The organism is Pseudomonas sp. NFACC39-1 (assembly GCF_900110355.1).
GTDB classification, from domain to species: domain Bacteria; phylum Pseudomonadota; class Gammaproteobacteria; order Pseudomonadales; family Pseudomonadaceae; genus Aquipseudomonas; species Aquipseudomonas tehranensis.
The window spans coordinates 158,233-173,819 of record NZ_FODL01000006.1 but is presented as its reverse complement, the minus strand read 5'-3'; the positions used below and the strand labels follow the sequence as shown (position 1 = coordinate 173,819).

General features: G+C 61.1%; 13 protein-coding genes. 11 read left to right on the top strand and 2 right to left on the bottom strand.

The features are described 5' to 3' along the window. Nucleotides 1-125: 125 nt before the first annotated feature. Complete coding sequence (locus BMY45_RS14955; RefSeq protein WP_092398869.1) at nucleotides 126-737, bottom strand: glutathione S-transferase; 612 nt, start codon at nucleotides 735-737, stop codon at nucleotides 126-128. A gap of 53 nt (nucleotides 738-790) precedes the next feature. Continuing rightward, nucleotides 791-1,711, bottom strand: a complete 921-nt coding sequence (locus BMY45_RS14950) for a MurR/RpiR family transcriptional regulator (protein WP_047230196.1) — start codon at nucleotides 1,709-1,711, stop codon at nucleotides 791-793. Between the two features lie 313 nt (nucleotides 1,712-2,024). Here BMY45_RS14950 and iolC point away from each other — a divergent pair, with 313 nt between their 5' ends. The 11 genes from iolC to BMY45_RS14900 all read left to right on the top strand — a co-directional run bounded on the left by iolC (nucleotide 2,025) and on the right by BMY45_RS14900 (nucleotide 15,480). After that, a complete protein-coding gene (gene iolC / locus BMY45_RS14945) occupies nucleotides 2,025-3,965 on the top strand; it encodes a bifunctional 5-dehydro-2-deoxygluconokinase/5-dehydro-2-deoxyphosphogluconate aldolase (RefSeq protein WP_092398867.1) in 1,941 nt (646 codons plus the stop codon). A 158-nt stretch (nucleotides 3,966-4,123) separates the two neighbouring features. Next, entirely contained in the window at nucleotides 4,124-5,017 is an 894-nt protein-coding gene (iolE, locus tag BMY45_RS14940; RefSeq protein WP_092398865.1) for a myo-inosose-2 dehydratase, read from the top strand. After that, nucleotides 5,014-5,823, top strand: a complete 810-nt coding sequence (iolB, locus tag BMY45_RS14935; protein ID WP_092398863.1) for a 5-deoxy-glucuronate isomerase — start codon at nucleotides 5,014-5,016, stop codon at nucleotides 5,821-5,823. The genes iolE and iolB overlap by 4 nt, the downstream gene beginning before the upstream one ends. A gap of 30 nt (nucleotides 5,824-5,853) precedes the next feature. Beyond that, the gene (locus tag BMY45_RS14930) at nucleotides 5,854-7,356 is read left to right on the top strand and encodes a CoA-acylating methylmalonate-semialdehyde dehydrogenase (RefSeq protein ID WP_092398861.1); all 1,503 of its coding nucleotides are present in this window, start codon (nucleotides 5,854-5,856) and stop codon (nucleotides 7,354-7,356) included. Nucleotides 7,357-7,386: 30 nt separating this feature from the next. Then, nucleotides 7,387-8,208, top strand: coding sequence for a TIM barrel protein (locus BMY45_RS14925; protein WP_092398859.1), 822 nt, complete (start codon nucleotides 7,387-7,389; stop codon nucleotides 8,206-8,208). Between the two features lie 151 nt (nucleotides 8,209-8,359). Beyond that, nucleotides 8,360-10,291, top strand: a complete 1,932-nt coding sequence (gene iolD, locus BMY45_RS14920; protein WP_092398857.1) for a 3D-(3,5/4)-trihydroxycyclohexane-1,2-dione acylhydrolase (decyclizing) — start codon at nucleotides 8,360-8,362, stop codon at nucleotides 10,289-10,291. A gap of 30 nt (nucleotides 10,292-10,321) precedes the next feature. Beyond that, complete coding sequence (locus BMY45_RS14915; RefSeq protein WP_092398855.1) at nucleotides 10,322-11,332, top strand: bifunctional inositol 2-dehydrogenase/D-chiro-inositol 1-dehydrogenase; 1,011 nt, start codon at nucleotides 10,322-10,324, stop codon at nucleotides 11,330-11,332. Between the two features lie 195 nt (nucleotides 11,333-11,527). After that, nucleotides 11,528-12,580, top strand: coding sequence for a Gfo/Idh/MocA family protein (locus tag BMY45_RS14910; protein WP_092398853.1), 1,053 nt, complete (start codon nucleotides 11,528-11,530; stop codon nucleotides 12,578-12,580). Between the two features lie 142 nt (nucleotides 12,581-12,722). Then, a complete protein-coding gene (locus BMY45_RS28190; RefSeq protein ID WP_177193354.1) occupies nucleotides 12,723-12,875 on the top strand; it encodes a hypothetical protein in 153 nt (50 codons plus the stop codon). A 51-nt stretch (nucleotides 12,876-12,926) separates the two neighbouring features. Next, nucleotides 12,927-13,853 carry a sugar ABC transporter substrate-binding protein gene (locus BMY45_RS14905; protein WP_092398851.1) on the top strand — a complete coding sequence of 309 codons (927 nt, stop codon included), beginning with the start codon at nucleotides 12,927-12,929 and terminating at the stop codon, nucleotides 13,851-13,853. Between the two features lie 73 nt (nucleotides 13,854-13,926). Then, nucleotides 13,927-15,480: a sugar ABC transporter ATP-binding protein gene (locus BMY45_RS14900; RefSeq protein ID WP_092398849.1), complete on the top strand. Its 1,554-nt coding sequence runs from the start codon at nucleotides 13,927-13,929 to the stop codon at nucleotides 15,478-15,480. Nucleotides 15,481-15,587: the final 107 nt, after the last annotated feature.

The window sequence follows — 15,587 nt, the reverse complement described above, 5'->3', positions numbered from 1 at the left end:
GGTCCATCTGAGACGATGATGTTGAGTCTGCCGCCGTCTTCGCGAGCAGGCTCGCTCCCACATAGATCTGGGTGTGACCCTCACCCGGTGGTCACTCAGGAACCCACTGTGGGAGCGCTCGTCCGTTATTCCATCGGCGTGCTGACAAACGCCTCCAACCCTTCGGCATAGGCAGTAAACGCGCTGATCGACGGAAATGCCTTGCCCTGCACCTGATCCGGCACCACCAGGTTGGTGAAGCTCCAGGCCACCGCCACGGTGATGCCCGCCTGATCGAGGGTGCCATCGGTGGCCAGGGGCTGTTTCACCAATTCCTGTTCGAGCATGTCATAGGCCGCCGCCAGTTGGCCTTCCACGCGTTCGACCCAGGGGGCGTGTTGGATTTCTGTCGGCCGAAGGTTGCGTTCGTAGTAGATCTGCACGGACTTCTCGCACGCTGCCAGGGCCAGGCCAATCACGCGCAGTGCGCGCAGCCGTTGCCCACTGTCGACCGGCATCAGGCTTTTGCCCGGCGCGGCCAAGGTCTCGAGGTAGTCGATGATCAACGTGGAATCCATCAGTACGCCGCCATCGTCGAGCACCAGAGTGGGGGCCTTGACCACCGGGTTGATGCTCTGGAATTGCTCGAAATGCCTGAACACCGAAACCGATTCGTGCTCCAGCGCGATCCCCAGGCACTTGGCGCTGATGGCGACACGTCGCACATAGGGTGAATCCAGCATGCCGATCAGTTTCATGGCTTTTCCTTTAGCGACTTTTTATAAGACAACTTATAAGGCAACCCCGGACGTCAATCCTCGAAGCCCACCTGTTCATGGATTTCATCGACCTTGAGCTCCAACCGATAAGCCACGGCGATAAAAAGAGCCTGGCACAAACACAGGGTCGCACTCAACGAGCGGAAGGCGAAGGAACTGCCTTCGTTCACCAACAGCACCGCATTGGCCCGTTTGGCCAAGGGCGACAGGTTGCTGTCGGTGATGATCAGTGTCTTGGCCTGATGATGCTGGGCAATGCGCAGGCAGTGCTGGGTTTCCTTACCGTAGGGCGTAAAGCTGATGGCGATCACCAAGTCGTTGGCCCGCACGCTGCGCATCTGCTCGCGATAACTGCCCCCCAGCCCGGAAACCAGGTGAATGCGCTTGTTGGTGTGTTGCAGGTTATAGACCAGGTAATCGGCCACTGCGAACGAGCGCCGCACCCCGACCACATAGATGTTGTCGGCGTTGACCACCAGGTCCACGGCTTTGTCGAAGGCCTGATCGTCCAGCTCCAGGCCCAGGCGTTCGATACCCGAGAGGGTGGCGTTGACGCATTCGCGCGCCAGGTCGCCGCCGCTGGCTTTCTGCGACTTGTTGGCGATCATGCTGCGGATGCGCTGCTGGTAGTTCTGCACCGGTGTGGTCTTGTGGGTATAGGCCTCGCGAAACAAGGCCTGCATTTCGCTGAACCCACTGAAGCCGAAACGCTGGGAGAACCGCACGATGGCCGACGGATGCACTTCGCATTCGCGCGCAATGTCGCTGATGCGATCGACCATGATCCGGTCGCTTTGCTGACTCATGTAGCTGGCGATGCGTTTGAGCTGGCGCGGCAGGCTTTCATACTCGTCGGTAATCAGTTGCAGCAGACGCTCGGCATTGATCGGTGGGCTTGAAAGGGCGGGTTCGGACGCACTCTCGGACGGCGCCGGCAGATCGGGGCGGGTCATAGAAAATCCTTCTGGCTTGTTCTTATAGGGCGGCCCGGGAAAAGAGCCGGCCCTCGACAATAGGTTGGCTGATCGCAGTCTACAGCGTAGGCGCGGGGAAAATCATGGGCAGACAACGTGGCAGTACCTGCTGAAACGATGCACTGCGTCTGGCACGCTCCAGTGATAGCGTATTGGAAAAAATATTCCACGTAAAAAATTTATAGAATAATTATTGATTGTTGGCCGTTGCTCGTTTTAGTCTGCATCCACCAAGAGCGTTGGCGCCGGTTTCGGTGGCCCGCGCGGGCTGATAAAAATAACAGGAGCCAGCATGGGCCAGACTCGTTTTGCCAGTGGGCGTCAATTGGATGTGATTTGCCTGGGACGCCTGGGTGTCGATCTTTACGCGCAGCAAATCGGAGCGCGTCTGGAAGATGTCGCAAGCTTCGCCAAATACCTGGGTGGCTCGTCGGCCAACATCGCCTTCGGCACCGCGCGGTTGGGGCTCAAGTCGGCGATGCTGAGCCGGGTAGGGGACGACCATATGGGCCGTTTCCTGGTGGAGTCCCTGGCCCGCGAAGGCTGCGAGGTCAGTGGTATCAAGGTCGACCCTGAACGTCTGACGGCCATGGTCCTGCTGGGTATCAAGGACCGGGAAACCTTTCCCCTGGTGTTCTACCGGGAAAACTGCGCCGATATGGCGCTGCGCGCCGAGGACATCCATGAAACGTTCATTGCCTCCAGCAAGGCGCTGCTGATCACCGGCACGCATTTCTCTACCGAAAGTGTCTACAAGGCCAGCACCCAGGCGCTGGATTACGCCGAGAAACACAACGTCAAGCGCGTGCTGGACATCGACTATCGCCCGGTCCTCTGGGGCCTGGCAGGCAAGGCCGATGGGGAAACCCGTTTCGTCGCCGACCAGAAAGTCAGCCAACACGTGCAACGCATCCTGCCGCGTTTCGACCTGATCGTCGGCACCGAAGAAGAATTCCTGATCGCCGGCGGCAGCGAAGATCTGCTGAGTGCGTTGCGTACCGTGCGCTCGCTGACGTCGGCGACCTTGGTGGTCAAGCTCGGCCCGCAAGGTTGCACGGTGATTCATGGTGCCATCCCGGCCCGGCTTGAAGACGGTGCGATTTATCCTGGTGTACGGGTCGAGGTCCTGAATGTATTGGGCGCAGGTGATGCATTCATGTCGGGCTTTCTCGCCGGTTGGCTGGAGGACGCCAGTGACGAGCGCTGCTGCCAGTTGGCCAATGCCTGCGGTGGCCTGGTGGTGTCGCGCCATGCCTGTGCCCCGGCGATGCCGACCCGGGCTGAACTCGACTACCTGTTCAACAGCCCGGTGGCGATTACCCGGCCGGATCGGGACGTGGTCTTGCAGCGTCTGCATCAGGTCAGCGTGCCGCGCAAACAGTGGAAGCAACTGTTCATCTTTGCCTTCGATCATCGCTGGCAACTGGTGGAGCTGGCCCACAAAGGCGGGCGTGAGCTGAGCGCCATCAGCGAACTCAAACAACTGTTCATCCAGGCCGTGGAACGGGTCGAAGCCGACCTGAAACGTCAGGGCGTCGAGGCCGATGTCGGTCTGCTGGCCGATCAACGTTTCGGTCAGGACTCGTTGAACGCTGCCACTGGACGTGACTGGTGGGTGGCGCGGCCAGTGGAGGTGCAGGGGTCACGGCCGCTGGCGTTCGAACACGGGCGCTCCATCGGCAGCAACCTGATCGCCTGGCCCCAGGAACAGATCATCAAGTGCCTGGTGCAATTTCACCCCGACGACGAACCGCTGCTGCGCCTGGAACAGGAGGCGCAACTCATGGCGCTGTATCAGGCGTCCCAGGTCAGCGGCCATGAACTGCTGTTGGAAGTCATTCCACCCAAGGATCATCCGTCGCCGCACCCGGACGTGCTGTATCGCGCCCTCAAACGCCTCTACAACCTGGGCATCTTCCCATCATGGTGGAAGATCGAAGCCCAGACGGCAGACGAATGGAAGCAACTTGATGAGCTGATTCAAGAGCGTGATCCCTATTGCCGAGGTGTGGTACTGCTGGGCCTCAACGCCCCGGCCGCCGTGCTGGCCGAGGGCTTCCGCCAGGCCAGCCAGAGCACAACCTGCCGTGGGTTTGCCGTCGGACGGACGATCTTCCAGGAACCGAGCCGCGCCTGGCTGGCCGGGGAAATCGACGATGAAACGTTGATCCGGCAGGTGCAGGGTAGGTTTGTGGAGTTGATCGAGGCGTGGCGGGCTGCGCGGGATAGATGAGTTAACGCCAATCCAATGTGGGAGCGGGCTTGCTCGCGAAAGCGGTGTGTCAGGCGACATCCTTGTTGAATATGCCGCCGCCTTCGCGAGCAAGCCCGCTCCCACAAGTGTTCAGCGTCGTTCTTACTGATTTGTGAAAAACAATAAAAGGTACAGCCATGCCCGCAATTCGAATTGGCATCAACCCGATTTCCTGGAGCAACGACGACCTGCCATCGCTGGGTGGCGAGACGCCGTTGAGTACGGCGCTGAGCGAAGGCAAGGCAATCGGTTACGAAGGTTTCGAGCTCAACGGCAAGTTTCCCAAGGATGCCAAGGGCGTTGGCGATGTGCTGCGGCCCTATGACCTGGCGCTGGTCTCCGGCTGGTATTCCAGTCGCCTGGCCCGGCGCTCGGCGGCCGAAGAGATCGATGCCATCGCCAGCCATGTCGAGTTGCTGGCGCAAAACGGCGCGACGGTGCTGGTGTACGGCGAGGTGGCCGATTCCATTCAAGGCCAGCGCATCCCACTGATCGAGCGGCCGCGCTTTCACACGGACGAAGCCTGGCAAGACTATGCCGAAAAACTCACCGAACTGGCCCGCTTCACCCTGTCCCGGGGTGTGCGCCTGGCGTATCACCATCATATGGGCGCCTATGTCGAATCGCCTTCGGACATCGACAAACTGATGGCCCTGACCGGCAGCGAGGTCGGCCTGCTGTTCGATTCTGGCCACTGCTACATGGGCGGCGGCGAACCGTTGCAGGTGTTGCGCAAGCACATCGAGCGCATTTGCCATGTGCATTTCAAGGACGTGCGCAAGCCCGTGGTGCAACTGGCGCGCAACAACCTCTGGAGTTTCCCCGACTGCATCATCAACGGCACCTTCACCGTGCCGGGAGATGGCGACATCGACTTCGCCGCGTTGCTGGATGTGCTGCTGGCCGCCGACTACCAAGGCTGGCTGGTGGTGGAAGCCGAGCAGGATCCCGCCGTGGCCCCGAGTTATGCCTACGCCAAGAAAGGCTACGACACCCTGCGCGCCTTGCTGCAAGAGAGGACTGCGTCATGAGCCTGTTGATCAAAAGCCAGCCCAACGGCCAGACCATGGTCCAGCTACCCGCCGGTGAACTGGAGTATGTCGGGTTTGCCGCCTACCGTTTGAGTCTTGGTGAAAAGCTGCCGGTGGCTGCCGCCGACAAGGAACTGTGCCTGGTCTTGCTTAGCGGGCGCATCAACCTCAAGGGTGAAGCACCGGGGCAGGGTGCCTTCGATTGGGACAACCTGGGTGATCGTCAATCGGTGTTCGAGGACAAATCGCCCTATGCTGCGTACCTGCCGCCGGGCAGCCAGGCCCAGGTGACCGCCCTCAGCGATGTGCAGATCGCCGTGTGTGCCGCGCCGGGTTCGGCCCAAAACCCATACGGCCCACGATTGATCCGCCCCGACAGCATGAAGCGCAGCGTGCGCGGCAAGGGCGCCAACACCCGCTATGTCTGCGACATCCTGCCCGACAGTGAGCCGGCCCACTCACTGTTGGTGGTGGAAGTGCGCACGCCGTCAGGACATTCGTCGAGCTACCCGCCCCACAAGCACGACACCGACGACCTGCCGCACCAGAGCTTTCTGGAGGAAACCTATTACCACCAGGTCAACCCGTCCCAGGGCTTCGTGTTCCAGCGGGTCTATACCGACGACCGCAGCATCGACCAGGCCATGGCCGTGGAAAACAGCGACCTGGTGGTGGTGCCCAAGGGGTACCACCCGGTCAGCGTGCCCTACGGGTACGAGTCGTATTACCTGAACGTCATGGCCGGCCCGAAGCGGGTCTGGCAGTTCCATAACGATCCGCAGCACAGTTGGCTGCTTGATCTCTGACTTCCATCCTTTGCACGGAGAACAAGAACAATGAGCGATGCCCCGGTAGTAGGCCATTACATCAGCGGTCGAGTGCAGGACAGCGACACGCTGCGGTTCAGCAACGTCTTCAACCCGGCCACCGGCGCGGTACAGGCCCGGGTGGCACTGGCCGAGCCGGATACCGTCGAGGCGGCGGTGGCGTCGGCGCTGGCGGCATTCCCGGGCTGGTCCGAGCAGTCGTCGTTGCGCCGGTCGCGGGTGATGTTCAAGTTCAAGGAACTGTTGGATCGGCATCATGACGAACTGGCGCAGATCATCAGCCGCGAGCACGGCAAGGTATTGTCAGATGCCCATGGCGAAGTCACCCGTGGCATCGAGATCGTCGAGTACGCCTGCGGCGCGCCGAACCTGCTCAAGACCGATTTCAGTGACAACATCGGCGGCGGCATCGACAACTGGAACCTGCGCCAGCCCTTGGGCGTGTGTGCCGGTGTCACCCCGTTCAACTTCCCGGTGATGGTGCCGCTGTGGATGATTCCCTTGGCGCTGGTGGCCGGTAACTGTTTCATCCTCAAACCTTCGGAGCGTGACCCGTCCGCCAGCCTGCTGATGGCCCGACTGTTGACGGAGGCCGGGTTGCCGGACGGTGTGTTCAACGTGGTGCAGGGCGACAAAGTGGCGGTGGATGCCCTGTTGCAGCACCCGCACATCGAGGCGATTTCTTTCGTCGGCTCCACGCCGATTGCCGAGTACATCCACCAGCAGGGCACGGCGAACGGCAAGCGCGTCCAGGCCCTGGGTGGGGCGAAAAACCACATGATCGTCATGCCCGACGCCGACCTCGACCAGGCAGCAGATGCGCTGATCGGCGCGGCCTACGGCTCGGCCGGTGAACGCTGCATGGCGATTTCCATCGCCGTGGCGGTGGGGGATGTGGGCGATGAACTGATCGCCAAACTGTTACCGCGCATTGACCAGTTGAAGATCGGCAACGGTCAGCAACCCGGCACCGACATGGGGCCGCTGGTGACCGCCGAGCACAAGGCCAAGGTGGAAGGCTTCATCGACGCCGGGGTCGCCGAAGGTGCTCGCCTGATCGTCGATGGCCGTGGTTTCAAGGTGCCGGGGGCCGAGCAGGGGTTCTTTGTTGGGGCGACGCTGTTCGACCGGGTCACCGCCGAGATGAGCATCTACCAGCAAGAGATCTTCGGTCCGGTCCTGGGCATCGTTCGCGTGGCGGATTTCGCCAGCGCCGTGGCCCTGATCAATGCCCATGAGTTCGGCAACGGCGTGTCCTGCTTCACCCGTGATGGCGGCATTGCCCGCTCGTTTGCTCGCAGCATCAAGGTCGGCATGGTGGGCATCAACGTGCCGATTCCGGTGCCCATGGCCTGGCATTCCTTTGGTGGCTGGAAGCGCTCGCTGTTTGGCGATCACCATGCCTACGGTGAAGAAGGTTTGCGTTTTTACAGCCGCTACAAAAGCGTGATGCAGCGCTGGCCCGACAGCATCGCCAAGGGCCCCGAGTTCAGCATGCCGACTGCCCAATAACCGTTTATGAATGTCGGAGGGATAACAACAATGAACAAGCCCCTGCGTTTTGCCTTGAACCGAATGGTTGCTCCGCACCTGTCTCTGCCCGAATTCATCGACCTGGCCCTGGCGCTGAAAACCGATGCCATCGAGATCCGCAACGATCTGAAGGGCGTCGAGATCGAAAACGGCATGCCGCCCGCACAGGTGCGAGAGTTATGTGAGGCGCGGGGTATCAAGGTGTTGTCGATCAACGCGCTGTATCCCTTCGACGTATGGAACGAGGAACGCCGTGCCCAGGCCGTGCGGTTGGCCGACTATGCCCGCGAATGCGCTGCCGAGGGGTTGGTGATGTGCCCGCTCAACGACCGCGCCGACCCGCGTAGCGAGGCCGAACGCGCCGCCGGGCTGCGTACGGCCCTCAGTGAGCTGGCGCCGATCCTGCGGGCTTTCGGCATCTACGGTTTCATCGAGCCGTTGGGGTTTGAAGAGTGTTCGCTGCGCCGCAAGCGCACCGCCGTGGAAGCGATCAAGGCCATTGGCGGGCTGGATGTGTTCCGTCTGGTGCATGACACCTTTCATCATCACCTGGCCGGTGAGCAGGAGTTTTTCCCCGAGCTGACCGGGCTGGTGCACATCTCCGGTGTCGAGGATGCCCAGGCACCCTTGACGACCATCCGCGACGGCCACCGCGTGCTGGTGGGCGAGGCCGATATCCTCGGCAATGCCGCGCAGATCGAGGCGTTGCGGGCCGGTGGGTACGAGGGCTACCTGTCCTTCGAACCGTTTGCCCAGAGCGTCCATGAGCTGGCCGACATCCGTCAGGCGTTGGGGGTGAGCATGAATCACCTGCGCAATCCCCAGGCCTGACACGATAGTGGGTCTGATGAAGATCCCAATGTGGGAGCGGGCTTGCTCGCGAAAGCGGCCGCACATCCAACATTGATGTTGCCTGACACACCGCTTTCGCGAGCAAGCCCGCTCCCACACTCGACCGAGTTGCGTTTGAAAAGGTGCAAGCATGACCACAACACGACTGACCATGGCTCAGGCCCTGGTGAAATTCCTCGATAACCAGTATGTCGAGGTCGATGGCGTCCAGAGCAAATTCGTCGCCGGGGTCTTTACCATTTTTGGCCACGGCAATGTGCTGGGGCTGGGCCAGGCGCTGGAGCAGGACAGCGGCGACCTGGTGGTCCATCAGGGACGCAACGAGCAGGGCATGGCCCACGCTGCCATCGGTTTCGCCAAGCAGCATCTGCGCCGCAAAATATACGCCTGTACGTCGTCGGTCGGCCCTGGCGCGGCGAACATGTTGACCGCCGCCGCGACTGCAACGGCCAATCGCATCCCGTTGCTGTTGTTGCCTGGCGATGTGTACGCCAGTCGCCAGCCGGACCCGGTGTTGCAGCAGATCGAGCAGTTCCATGACCTGAGCATCAGCACCAACGATGCGTTCAAGGCCGTGAGCAAATACTGGGATCGGATCAACCGCCCCGAACAACTGATGACTGCCGCCATCCAGGCCATGCGCGTGCTCACCGACCCGGCTGAAACCGGCGCGGTGACCCTGGCGCTGCCCCAGGACGTACAGGCCGAAGCCTACGATTACCCGGATTACTTTCTGCAAAAACGCGTGCATCGCATCGACCGGCGCCCGGCCACCGAAGCCATGCTCGACGATGCGTTGACGCTGCTCAAAGGCAAGCGCCAGCCGCTGATCATCTGCGGCGGCGGGGTCAAATACGCCGGAGCCAACGCGGCGCTGCTAGCTTTTGCCGAGCGTTTCGACATCCCCTTTGCCGAGACCCAGGCCGGCAAGAGCGCGGTGGTGTCCAGTCATCCACTGAACGTCGGAGGCGTTGGCGAAACCGGTTGCCTGGCGGCGAACCTGCTGGCCAAGAAAGCCGACCTGATCATTGGTATCGGCACCCGCTACAGCGATTTCACCACCGCGTCCAAATGGCTGTTCCAGCATCCGGATGTGCAGTTCCTCAACCTCAATATCAGCCCGTGCGATGCCTTGAAGCTCGATGGCGTGCAACTGCTGGCCGACGCTCGCTCGGGCCTGGAGGCCCTGTCCGCGGCGATGGGCGATTATCGCGCTGAATGGGGCGGGCAGATCGCCGACGCCAAGGTCCAGCTGGACGCCGAGGTCGACCGGATCTTCCAGGCCGATTATCAAGCCGAGGACTTCATCCCGGAAATCAACGACCGCATGGACCCGGCGGTGTTTCGCGAATTCATCGAACTCACCGGTTCCTGCCTGACCCAGAGCCGCGTGCTGGGCACCCTCAACCAAACCCTGGCCGATGAGGCGATCATCGTTGCCGCCGCCGGCAGCCTGCCAGGGGATTTGCAGCGCAGTTGGCGCAGCAAGGGGGTGAACACCTATCACGTCGAATACGGCTATTCGTGCATGGGCTATGAGGTAAACGCCGCGCTGGGCGTGAAGCTGGCCGAGCCCGACAAAGAGGTCTATGCCCTGGTGGGTGACGGCTCCTACATGATGCTGCATTCGGAGCTGGCGACCTCGATTCAGGAGCGTCGCAAGATCAATGTGGTGCTGCTGGACAACATGACGTTCGGTTGCATCAACAATTTGCAGATGGGCAACGGCATGGACAGCTTCGGCACCGAGTTCCGCTTCCGCAACCCGGACACCGGCAAGCTCGACGGCGGCTTCGTGCCGGTGGACTTCGCCATGAGCGCGGCGGCCTACGGCTGCAAGACCTACAAGGTCAAAACCCTCGATGAACTCCACGCGGCCCTGGCCGATGCGCGGCTGCAAACGGTCTCGACCCTCATCGACATCAAGGTATTGCCCAAGACCATGATCCACAGCTACCTGTCGTGGTGGCGGGTCGGCGTGGCGCAAGTCTCCACCAGCGCGCGCACCGATGCGGTCGCCAAAACCCTCAATGAACGACTGGCCGAAGCTCGCCAGTATTAACCGCCCCCAACCCTACGAAAGGAGTTATTCATGTCTTTGAAGCTGGGCGTCATCGGCACCGGGGCCATCGGCCAGGACCATATCCGGCGTTGCAGCCAGACCTTGCTCAACAGCCAGGTGGTGGCGGTGACCGACATCAACCTCGCTCAGGCGGCGAAGGTGCTGGCCGACTTGAAACTGACCGCCGAGGTGTATCCCGACGGGCATGCTTTGATCAGTGCGCCGGACGTTGAGGCGATCCTGGTCACGTCCTGGGGGCCGAGCCACGAAGAGTTCGTGCTGGCGGCGATCGCGGCCGGCAAACCGGTGTTCTGTGAAAAGCCTCTGGCGGTCACGGCCCAAGGCTGTCGCAAGATCGTCGAAGCCGAAGTCGCCCATGGCAAGCGGCTGGTTCAGGTCGGTTTCATGCGCCCTTACGATGAAGGCTATCGAGCGCTCAAGGCGGTGATCGACAGCGGTCAGATCGGCGAACCGCTGATGCTGCACTGCGCGCATCGCAATCCCAGCGTGGGGGAGAACTACAAGACCGACATGGCGATCACCGACACACTGATTCATGAGCTGGATGTGCTGCGCTGGCTGCTGGCCGATGACTACGTTTCGGTGCAGGTGGTATTCCCGCGCAAGACCAGCAAGGCGCTGGCGCACCTGCGCGATCCGCAGATCGTTCTGTTGGAAACCGCGAAGGGCACGCGCATCGATGTGGAGGTGTTCGTCAACTGCCAGTACGGCTACGACATCCAGTGTGAAGTGGTGGGGGAGACCGGCATCGCCAAACTCCCGGAACCGTCCCAGGTGCAACTGCGCAGTGGTGCCAAGCTGTCCAATGCAATCCTGATGGACTGGAAGGATCGCTTCATCGCCGCCTACGACGTTGAATTGCAGGCCTTCATCGACGGTGTACGCGCCGGGCAGGTGGGCGGGCCGTCGGCCTGGGACGGCTTTGCCGCGGCAGTGGCGGCGGATGCTTGTGTTGAAGCGCAGCAGAGTGGGCAGATCGTCAAAGTCGAACTGCCCGAACGCCCGCGTTTTTACGGCTAATCACAATCTCCCTGTGGGAGCGGGCTTGCTCGCGAAAGCGTAGTGTCAGTCAACATCAAGGTTGAAGTTACCGCCGTCTTCGCGAGCAAGCCCGCTCCCACAGTCGACTGCGTTGCTTCAAAGGTACTCGGTCAAATTGTGGGAGCTCAGCTCCCACAGGGATTGCATTCATTCAGTGATTAACAAGGAGCTTTCATGCGAATCGGACTAGTCGGCTACGGCAAGGGTGGACGGTTTTTCCACGCGCCGCTGATCAGCAGTCTGCCCGGGGCTACGTTTGTCGGTGTGGTGACGCGGTCTGCTGAGCGGCGCCAGCAACTGGCGAACGAGCACCCGCATGCGCAAGCCTTCGACACCCTCGAACAATTGGTGGCCGCAGGGGTCGATGCGGTGGTGGTGTCCACGCCGCTGGACGGGCGCCCGGCCGTGGTCATGCAGGCCATTGAACTGGGTGTTGCAGTAGTCAGCGACAAACCTTTCGCCCTGGATGCCGCCCAGGCCGAGGCGATGGTGTTGGTTGCCGAGCAGCGCAACGTGCCGCTGACTGTGTATCAGAACCGCCGCTGGGATTCGGACTACCTGACCTTGCGCAAACTGCTGGAGTCCGGTGCGCTGGGGCAGGTCATTCGTTTTGAGTCCAGCGTCGAGCGTTATTCGCCAACCTCGGTCGGCAAAGGCAGCGGTGGCGGGTTTCTGCGGGACCTGGGCAGCCATCTGGTGGACCAGGCGCTGCAATTGTTCGGGCCAGTGACCCGGGTGTACGCCGAGCTGGACTACCGGCAGCCAGGGCAGGTGTTCGACAACGGTTTCTTTATGTCCCTGACTCACGCCAACGGCGTGCTTTCACACCTGAGCGGCAGTTGCCTGCAAAACGCTCCGCGCCCGCGCTTTCGGGTCAGCGGCACCGGGGGCTGCTATACCGTCGAGGGCCTGGACGGCCAGGAGGCCCAGGCGCTGGCCGGGTTGAGCCCGGCGACCGAGGGTGAGCGCTGGGGGAGCGAAGAGCATCGGCGCTGGGGCTGGTTCGAGCAAGGTAGCGAGCGCGAGCGTGTGGCATCGGAGCGCGGTTGCTGGATGGCGTTCTACCAGAGTTTGCAAACCGCCTTGCAGAACGCCGGTCCGCTGCCGGTGCAAGCCCGTGATGCACTGGCGACCACGCGCATTCTGGACGCGGCCAGGCAGAGCGCCGAACAGGGTGAAGTGGTGAGGTTATCCACGCCTGTCGGTCATGGAATAAAAAACGAATAAAATTCTAAAATTAGTTGATATGGAAAATATTTTCCAATAAAGTCGATTCCAGGTTACCGACAACTCTGTTCGTCTTCTGCCAAGCCAGCCTTGAGCAAATGACGGACAAAACAACAACAAGAAACACAGCCAGGTACCGTCGATGAAAACCTTCAGCCGCTCTGCGTTTCACCTGCCACGCTCGTTGCGCTTGTGCGCAATCCTTCCCCTGTTCGAGTCCCTGTGCATTCAGCGCAACGGCACCGTGGTGTGTTGCATGCCCGGTGCGCCCATCGTGCGTTTGCCGCGTTCCTGATCCGCTACGCCTTATCCATAAAACCAACAACAAAGTGGAGAAAGACCGTTCATGAAGACCAAGACCCGTATCGCCTCGCTGGCCCTGTCGTTGATGCTCACCAGCGGCGCCGCCCTGGCCGACCTGAAGATCGGCGTCAGCATGTCCCAGTTCGATGACACTTGGCTGACGTACCTGCGTGAGTCGATGGACAGCAAAGCCAAGTCCCTGCCGGATGGCGTCACCTTGCAGTTCGAAGATGCACGCAGTGATGTGGTCAAGCAACTGAGCCAGGTGGAAAGCTTTATCAGCCAGAAGGTCGACGCGCTCATCGTCAACCCGGTGGATACCGCTGCGACCCAGCGCATCACCAAGGCCGCCGTGGCCGCCGGCATCCCCCTGGTGTACGTCAACCGCCGCCCGGACGAACCGAAGTTGCCGGAAGGTGTGGTCACCGTAGCCTCCGATGATCTGGAAGCCGGGCGGATGCAGATGCAATACCTTGCCGACAAGATGGGCGGCAAGGGCAATATCGTCATCTTGTTGGGTGACCTGGCCAACAACTCCACCACCTACCGCACCAAAGGCGTCAAGGACGTTTTGGCCAAGTACCCGAACATCAAGATCGAACAGGAACAGACTGGCACCTGGTTGAGGAACAAGGGCATGGACCTGGTGAACGACTGGCTGACCCAGGGTCGCGACTTCCAAGCCGTGGTGTCCAACAACGACGAGATGGCCATCGGCGCCGCCATGGCCCTCAAGCAAGCGGGCAAGGAGAACGGCAGCGTACTGATCGCCGGGGTCGATGGCACGCCGGACGGATTGAACGCCATCGAGAAAGGCCAGATGGCGGTCTCGGTGTTCCAGGACGCCAAGGGCCAGGCCGACGGTTCGATCGACACGGCGGTGAAAATGGTCAAGAAACAGCCGGTCGAGCAGGCCGTATGGGTGCCGTATCGTCTGATCACGCCGGAAAACGTCGATCAGTTCAAGTGACGTTTAACGTACTGCTACCACAACAATAAACAGGCGAGGTCGCCCTCTGACCTTGCCAAGGGAGTACCTGACCATGTTCGCTTCAGCGACTGCTTCGAGCGCCCCGGCGGCTACTGTCCGGCCGGACGTAATACCTGAAGAACCGTACTTGCTGGAAGTCGCCAATGTCAGCAAGGGGTTTCCCGGTGTGGTGGCCCTGTCGGATGTGCAATTGCGGGTGCGCCCCGGTTCCGTGCTGGCTTTGATGGGCGAGAACGGTGCGGGCAAATCCACTCTGATGAAAATCGTTGCCGGCATCTACCAGCCGGACGCCGGTGAGCTGCGCCTGCGGGGCAAACCGGTGAAGTTCGACACACCTCTGGCAGCCCTGCAGGCCGGTATCGCGATGATCCACCAGGAACTGAACCTGATGCCCCACATGAGCATCGCTGAAAACATCTGGATCGGCCGCGAGCAGCTCAACGGCCTGCATATGGTCGATCACGGGGAAATGCACCGGTGCACCGCCAAGTTGCTGGAGCGCCTGCGCATCAACCTTGATCCTGAAGAGCAGGTGGGCAACCTGAGCATTGCCGAGCGGCAGATGGTCGAGATCGCCAAGGCGGTGTCCTACGACTCGGACATTCTGATCATGGACGAGCCGACCTCGGCCATCACCGAGACGGAGGTCGCGCATCTGTTCTCGATCATTGCCGACCTCAAGTCTCAAGGTAAGGGCATCATCTACATCACCCATAAAATGAACGAAGTGTTTGCCATCGCCGATGAAGTGGCAGTGTTTCGCGACGGCGCCTACATCGGCCTGCAACGGGCCGACAGCATGGACGGCGACAGCCTGATATCAATGATGGTCGGGCGCGAACTGAGCCAGTTGTTCCCGGTGCGGGAACAACCCATCGGTGAGTTGGTGCTGTCGGTGCGCGACCTGAGCCTGGACGGCATCTTCAAGGGTGTGTCGTTCGACCTGCATGCCGGGGAAATTCTCGGCATCGCCGGGTTGATGGGCTCGGGCCGGACCAACGTGGCCGAGGCGATTTTCGGCGTGACCCCGAGCACGGGGGGGGAAATCCACCTGGACGGCCAACCGGTACGCATCAGCGACCCGCACATGGCCATCGAGAAGGGTTTCGCGCTGTTGACCGAGGATCGCAAACTCAGTGGCCTGTTCCCGTGCCTGTCGGTGCTGGAAAACATGGAAATGGCCGTGTTGCCCCATTACGTGGGCAACGGCTTCATCCAGCAGAAAGCCCTGCGCGCGTTGTGCGAAGACATGTGCAAGAAGTTGAGGGTCAAGACTCCGTCCCTGGAACAGTGCATCGACAACTTGTCCGGCGGCAACCAACAGAAGGCCCTGCTGGCCCGATGGCTGATGACCAACCCACGCATCCTGATCCTCGACGAGCCGACCCGTGGCATCGACGTTGGCGCCAAGGCCGAGATCTACCGGCTCATTTCCTACCTCGCCAGCGAAGGCATGGCGGTGATCATGATTTCTTCGGAACTGCCGGAAGTACTGGGCATGAGCGACCGCGTGATGGTGATGCATGAAGGGGACCTGATGGGCACGCTGGACCGTAGCGAGGCGACCCAGGAACGGGTCATGCAACTGGCCTCGGGTCTGTCCTGATAACAGAAGGCCTCAAGCTCACGCAGGGTTCCGTAGGAGCTGACTCGCGGAGCGAGGCTGCGATCTTTTGATCTTTCGCTTGAAACTCAGGTGCTGGGTGAAAGATC